3 protein-coding genes, 1 tRNA gene and 1 pseudogene are annotated in these 5,433 nt (G+C 60.9%); 4 read left to right on the forward strand and 1 reads right to left on the reverse strand.

What is annotated here, in order from left to right:
• Positions 1 to 13: 13 nt before the first annotated feature.
• Positions 14 to 87, reverse strand: a tRNA-Cys gene (locus K2W81_RS16115).
• 174 nt (positions 88 to 261) lie between these two features.
• On the opposite strand from K2W81_RS16115, the gene K2W81_RS16120 reads away from it, so the two are divergent.
• From K2W81_RS16120 to K2W81_RS16135, 4 genes and pseudogenes are all read left to right on the forward strand, one after another.
• Complete coding sequence (locus K2W81_RS16120; RefSeq protein ID WP_294106398.1) at positions 262 to 945, forward strand: protein-L-isoaspartate O-methyltransferase; 684 nt, start codon at positions 262 to 264, stop codon at positions 943 to 945.
• A 14-nt stretch (positions 946 to 959) separates the two neighbouring features.
• Positions 960 to 2,474, forward strand: coding sequence for a TolC family outer membrane protein (locus K2W81_RS16125; protein WP_294106400.1), 1,515 nt, complete (start codon positions 960 to 962; stop codon positions 2,472 to 2,474).
• A 25-nt stretch (positions 2,475 to 2,499) separates the two neighbouring features.
• Positions 2,500 to 2,964, forward strand: coding sequence for a DUF2497 domain-containing protein (locus tag K2W81_RS16130; RefSeq protein WP_294106403.1), 465 nt, complete (start codon positions 2,500 to 2,502; stop codon positions 2,962 to 2,964).
• 61 nt (positions 2,965 to 3,025) lie between these two features.
• Positions 3,026 to 4,606, forward strand: a pseudogene (locus tag K2W81_RS16135) (valine--tRNA ligase); the annotation flags it as partial.
• Between the last annotated feature and the right edge of the window lie 827 nt (positions 4,607 to 5,433).

Below are 5,433 nucleotides of genomic sequence, written 5' to 3' on the forward strand. Positions count from 1 at the left end.
ATCTGTCGCTGGATGGAGGCCCGACCGGGAATCGAACCCGGGTGCAAGGATTTGCAGTCCTCTGCGTCACCACTCCGCCATCGGGCCCCAGCCCAGCCGGGGAGCGCGCCCCAATGCGCGGCGCGACCTTTTGTGTCAACTGCCCGAACACAAAATCAAATGCCTCGCTTGGCGGCGCCGCGCGCGCGCGATACAAGCCGGACAAAGTCATAAAGTGTATTGCAGAGCTAACACGGCTATGCCAAAGGGAACGGTATGGAAATGATCGCAGAACCTGTCCAGACCGGGACCCTGACCGGCATCGACTTTGCGGCGATGCGCCAAGCGATGGTCGACAGCCAGCTGCGCCCCAATGCGGTGAGCGATCCGCGAGTCGTGGCGGCGATGGGGCAGGTGGCGCGTGAGGCATTCCTGCCCCAAGCGCTCGCGCCGGTGGCCTATGCCGATGTGAAGCTGCCGCTTGCCGACGCACGGACGACCAATTTGCCGGTGGCGACGGGACGATTGCTGACTCAGGCCGCGCTGAACTCGAGCGACCGGGTGCTGCTGATTGGTGCGGCGGGCGGCTATACGGCGGCGGTGCTTGACGGGCTGGTGGGCGCGGTGGTTGCGGTTGAGTGCGATCCGACGCTGGCGACGCTGGCGCGCGCTGCGCTTGCGGCGATGCCCAAGGTGACGTTGATCGAGGGGCCGCTCGAGGCGGGGTATCCGGCTGGCGCGCCCTATGATGCGATCGTCGTTGATGGCGCGATTGAACATGTGCCGCAGGCGCTGATCGATCAGCTCGCGGTTGGTGGGCGATTGGTGGCGGGCGTGATCGATCGCGGCGTTTGCCGCCTGTCGCTGGGCACGCGCAGCACGGGCGGGTTCGGCGTGGCCGATTTCGCTGATTTCGATGCCGCGCACCTGCCCGGGTTCGCCGTAGCTACAGGATTTGTATTTTGAACCGACCGACATTCATGACCAGCTTGCTTGGTGGCATGAGCCTTGTGGCGCTGGCAACCCCGGCGGCGGCTGAAACCCTGCGCGAGGCGCTGGTGAAGGCCTATGAGACCAATCCGACGCTCGCGGCGCAGCGTGCCAGCCTGCGCGCGACCGACGAGACCGTGCCGCTCGCCCGTGCGCCGGGGCTGCCCGCCGCGCAATTGCAAAGCACCTATAGCGAAAATGTCGTGCTGCCGATCACGGCCTTCACTGCGCCATCGCGGATCAGCCAGACGCAAGCGAGCCTCACCTATCCGCTCTATTCGGGCGGATCGATCAAGAACGGTATCGCCGCCGCCAAGGTGCGGGTTGAGGGTGGTCGCGCGACGCTGCGCGGCACCGAAGCCGATTTGTTCACCGCCGTCGTCGCGGCCTATATGGATGTCGTGCGCGATTCAGCGGTGGTCCAGCTCAATCAGCAGAATGTCCGTGTGCTCGATGTCAATTTGCAGGCATCGCGTGACCGGTTTCAGGTGGGCGACCTGACGCGCACCGATGTCGCCCAGTCCGAAGCGCGGCTCGCGCTGGCCCAGAGCCAGTTGCAGACTGCGGAATCGCGGCTGATCTCAAGCCGTGAAAACTATATCCGCCTCGTCGGCACGCCGCCGGGGGAACTCGACGCGCCGCCGCCATTGCCCAAGCTGCCGACGGATCCAAACGATGCTGTGCAGGTTGCGCTGGCCGACAGCCCGAATCTGCTGGCGGCGCGCAAAGCACTTGAGGCGACCGGATACGACATCAAGACCGCGCGGGCGACCAAGAAGCCGACGATCGATGCCTTTGCGCAGGGTAATTATACCAATTTCCTCGGTACGCTTGGCACATTTGGCAACAACGTGGCACCACCCCAGTTTGATCGCACGGCGCAGTTTGGCCTGCGGCTGACGCTGCCGCTTTATCAGGGCGGCGCCCCCGCAGCGCGCGTTCGCCAGGCGCAGGCCCGCCAGAGCCAGGCGTACGAGCAGCTGACCGAGTCCGAACGCGGCGTCGTGTCGCAGACCCGGTCGGCCTATGCCTCGTACCGCGCGTCGCTCGAAGTGATCCAGTCGGCCGAAGCGGCGGTGAGTGCGAACAAGCTCGCGCTCGAAGGCGTGCGCGCTGAAAACAGCGTCGGCAATCGTACCATCCTCGAAATTCTCAACGCCGAGCAGGAATTGCTCAATTCGCAAGTGACGCTCGTCACCGCGCGGCGCGATGCCTATGTCGCGGGCTTTGCGGTGCTGGCGGCGATGGGGCATGCCGAAGCCAAGGATCTGGGGCTCGACAGCGGCCCGCTCTATGATCCGGCGGCGAATTACCAGCGCGTGCGGGGCCGCATCAACGATTGGGACGAGGACCCGACGCCAAAGCCGGTCGCGACCTCGACCGTCAACACCCCGGCCCAGAATGCGCGCGTGGTGAAGTCGGCTGATCCGCTGCTCGGCAATCCGCCGCGTGCGACGCCGGTTGACAGCACCCCGGTCAATCCGCCACCAGTTTCCAAGAAATAGAGTGATCGCAGTGCGAGGCATCAACATGGGGGATTTGAGCGCCGAACCGTCGATGGAAGACATTCTGTCGTCGATCAAGCGGATCATCGCCGAGGAAGGCGAAACCGCGACGCGGGCCAAGCGCGCCGCCGGTCGCCCCGCCGCGCGCGCTGTCGCCGAACCCGCGCATGAAGTGCTCGAACTGCGTGACCAGATTGCCGATGCGCCGCCCGAGGCGCCCGTCGTCAAGGTTGTTGCGCCTCTTGCCGCCGTCGAAATGCCTGCCGATGAGCCGATCGTGTCGCCGCGCGCTGCCGAAGCGAGCCGGGGCGCGCTCGACGCGCTGTCGCGGCTGATGGTCAAGCCCGAACCGACCAACGACGGCACGCTCGAAGGCCTGGTGCGCGAAATGCTCCGCCCGATGCTGCGCGAATGGCTCGATGCCCATCTGCCCGAGATCGTCGAGACGATGGTCGCGCGCGAGATTGACCGGATCAGCCAGGGCCGCTGATCGCGGGCTATCGCCGATTACAGGGTTGGCGAAAGCGTGCCCGCGCCGCTAGACGGACGGGATGAGCGAGCTTCCCAAGACCTTCGACCCCGCCGAAATCGAATCCCGCTGGTATGCGCATTGGGAGGAAAAGGGCCTGTTCCGCCCCGACCGTCCCGGCGCCGAGCCGTGGACGATCGTCAATCCGCCGCCGAATGTGACTGGGTCGCTCCACGTCGGCCATGCGCTCGACAATACGTTGCAGGACATTCTGGTCCGCTATGAGCGGCTGCGCGGCAAGGATGCGCTGTGGGTGGTCGGCACCGATCACGCGGGCATTGCGACGCAGATGGTCGTCGAGCGGCAGATGGCGGCGCGGCAGGACAAGCGCACCAATTACAGCCGCGAGGATTTCGTCGAGAAAGTCTGGGACTGGAAGCGCGAGAGTGGCGGCGAGATTACACGCCAGCTGCGGCGGCTCGGCTGTTCGATGGATTGGGCGAACGAGCGCTTCACGATGGACGCGGGCTTCAGCAAGGCGGTGCTGAAGGTATTTGTCGACCTCTACAATCAGGGGCTGCTCTACCGCGACAAAAGGCTGGTGAACTGGGATCCCGGCCTCGGCACGGCGATCAGCGATCTTGAGGTCGAGACGCAGGAAGTGCGCGGCAGCTTCTGGCATTTCCGCTATCCGCTGGCGGACGGCGAGCGGCTGCCGGATGGGCGCGACCATATCGTGGTGGCAACCACACGGCCCGAAACGATGCTCGCCGATATGGCGGTCGCGGTGAATGCGGCGGACCCGCGCTACCAGAGCGTGATCGGCAAGTTCATCGAACAGCCGATCACCGGACGGCGCATCCCCATCATCGCCGACGACCACGCCGATCCTGAGCTTGGGTCGGGTGCGGTCAAGATCACGCCGGGGCACGACTTCAACGATTTCGAGGTCGGCAAAAGGGCAGGGATCAAGGCGGCGGACATGCTCAACATGTTCGATGCCAAGGCCAAGGTGGTGCAGACGGCGGATGGCTTGGTGCCAGCCGAGTTCATCGGCTTGGCGCGCTTCAAGACCGACGGCGTGGTGGGTGCGCGTGAGCTCGTGGTCGCGCGGATGAAGGAGCTCGGCTGTCTCGTCCCGTTCACCGACAAGGAGGGGGTCGAGCACGACGCCGAACCGCGCACGATCCAGACGCCGTTCGGTGACCGATCTGGCGTGGTGATCGAGCCGTGGCTGACCGACCAATGGTATGTCGATGCGGCAACGCTTGCGAAGCCGGCGATCGAGGCGGTGCGGTCGGGCGCGATCGAGATTGTGCCGAAGAGCTGGGAAAAGACGTTCTTCAACTGGATGGAGAATATCCAGCCTTGGTGTGTGTCCCGGCAATTGTGGTGGGGGCATCGGATTCCGGCTTGGTTTACAGATCATGGGCGCGTCATCGTTGCGGGAAGCGAGGCCGAAGCCGCCGTGCTGGCGGTTGGTGGCAAGAGCGGCCTCGATCTGGAAGGCGGCTCGGTTCTGAACGTCGAAGATGAGAGCGCGGCGAAGGAACTGCGGCAGACCAACCCTGATGCCGTCATCATGTGGCAGGACCCCGACGTCCTCGACACCTGGTTCTCCTCCGCGCTGTGGCCGTTTGCGACCTTGGGGTGGCCGGATGACAATTCCTCCCCCAGCTTGCTGGGGGAGGGGGACCATGCGCAGCATGGTGGAGGGGGCCGCGCCACAGGCTCAATACCCGCGGGCGCGCCCCCCCCCCCCGCCGGCGGGGGCCCCCCCCCCAAAAAAATATTGTAGTTTACAAAGTTTAACATTCCTGTTTGCCAACTTCACAATTTCCACAACATCTGTTATTGGATAGATAAGTCCACCTAGCTGCTTTGCAGTGATTAGTGGGCATGTAACCCTGTTTGTGGACTCTTTGAAGTAAGTGTAACACATAGTACATTTTTCCTTTTTCATAATCATTCTCATTATAAATCCTGAGATGTAAATGAGAACGGTGTCCACAAAGATTGTAGTTTTACAGATAATTTCATCAATGCTCCACTCCTTTACAGTATTAACACTTGACAGCTCGAGAACAGAAAGTGTGTCATCAAATAGACAATTGCCGTTATCCTGTAGGTAGTGATTTGAAAAATCTAGTAAAATTTACAATAAAAGCATTGTTTAAAAAAAATTGTTTTATTTAAGATTTATATGTTTCACATGGATCTTATGGGGCTTCTTATAAGAATAAAATTTTTAAATAAAATTTTTAGATTTTTAAAATGAATTTCATGCATTGTAAAAAAGCAAAAATGTTGCACTTCACTCTAAATGCTATAAAATAGTCAATTGTAAGATAAATATCTGATTTTTGGACTGTTGTAGATATGTAGATACAGTAATTAACTGCTGAAATTTTTGTAAAGATAGTTTCAGCCAATCTGGAGTCAAAGAGACTGTTGCACGAGATTTTTGGGACTGTTTTTTTACCTTCATAG

The organism is Sphingomonas sp. (assembly GCF_019749955.1).
GTDB lineage: Bacteria > Pseudomonadota > Alphaproteobacteria > Sphingomonadales > Sphingomonadaceae > Sphingomonas.

Excerpts from the sequence above, each read along its gene's own strand:
- K2W81_RS16120 (WP_294106398.1), top strand. The coding sequence starts at position 262 with ATGATCGCAGAACCTGTCCAGACCGGGACCCTGACCGGCATCGACTTT.
- K2W81_RS16125 (WP_294106400.1), top strand. The coding sequence starts at position 960 with ATGACCAGCTTGCTTGGTGGCATGAGCCTTGTGGCGCTGGCAACCCCG.
- K2W81_RS16130 (WP_294106403.1), top strand. The coding sequence starts at position 2,500 with ATGGGGGATTTGAGCGCCGAACCGTCGATGGAAGACATTCTGTCGTCG.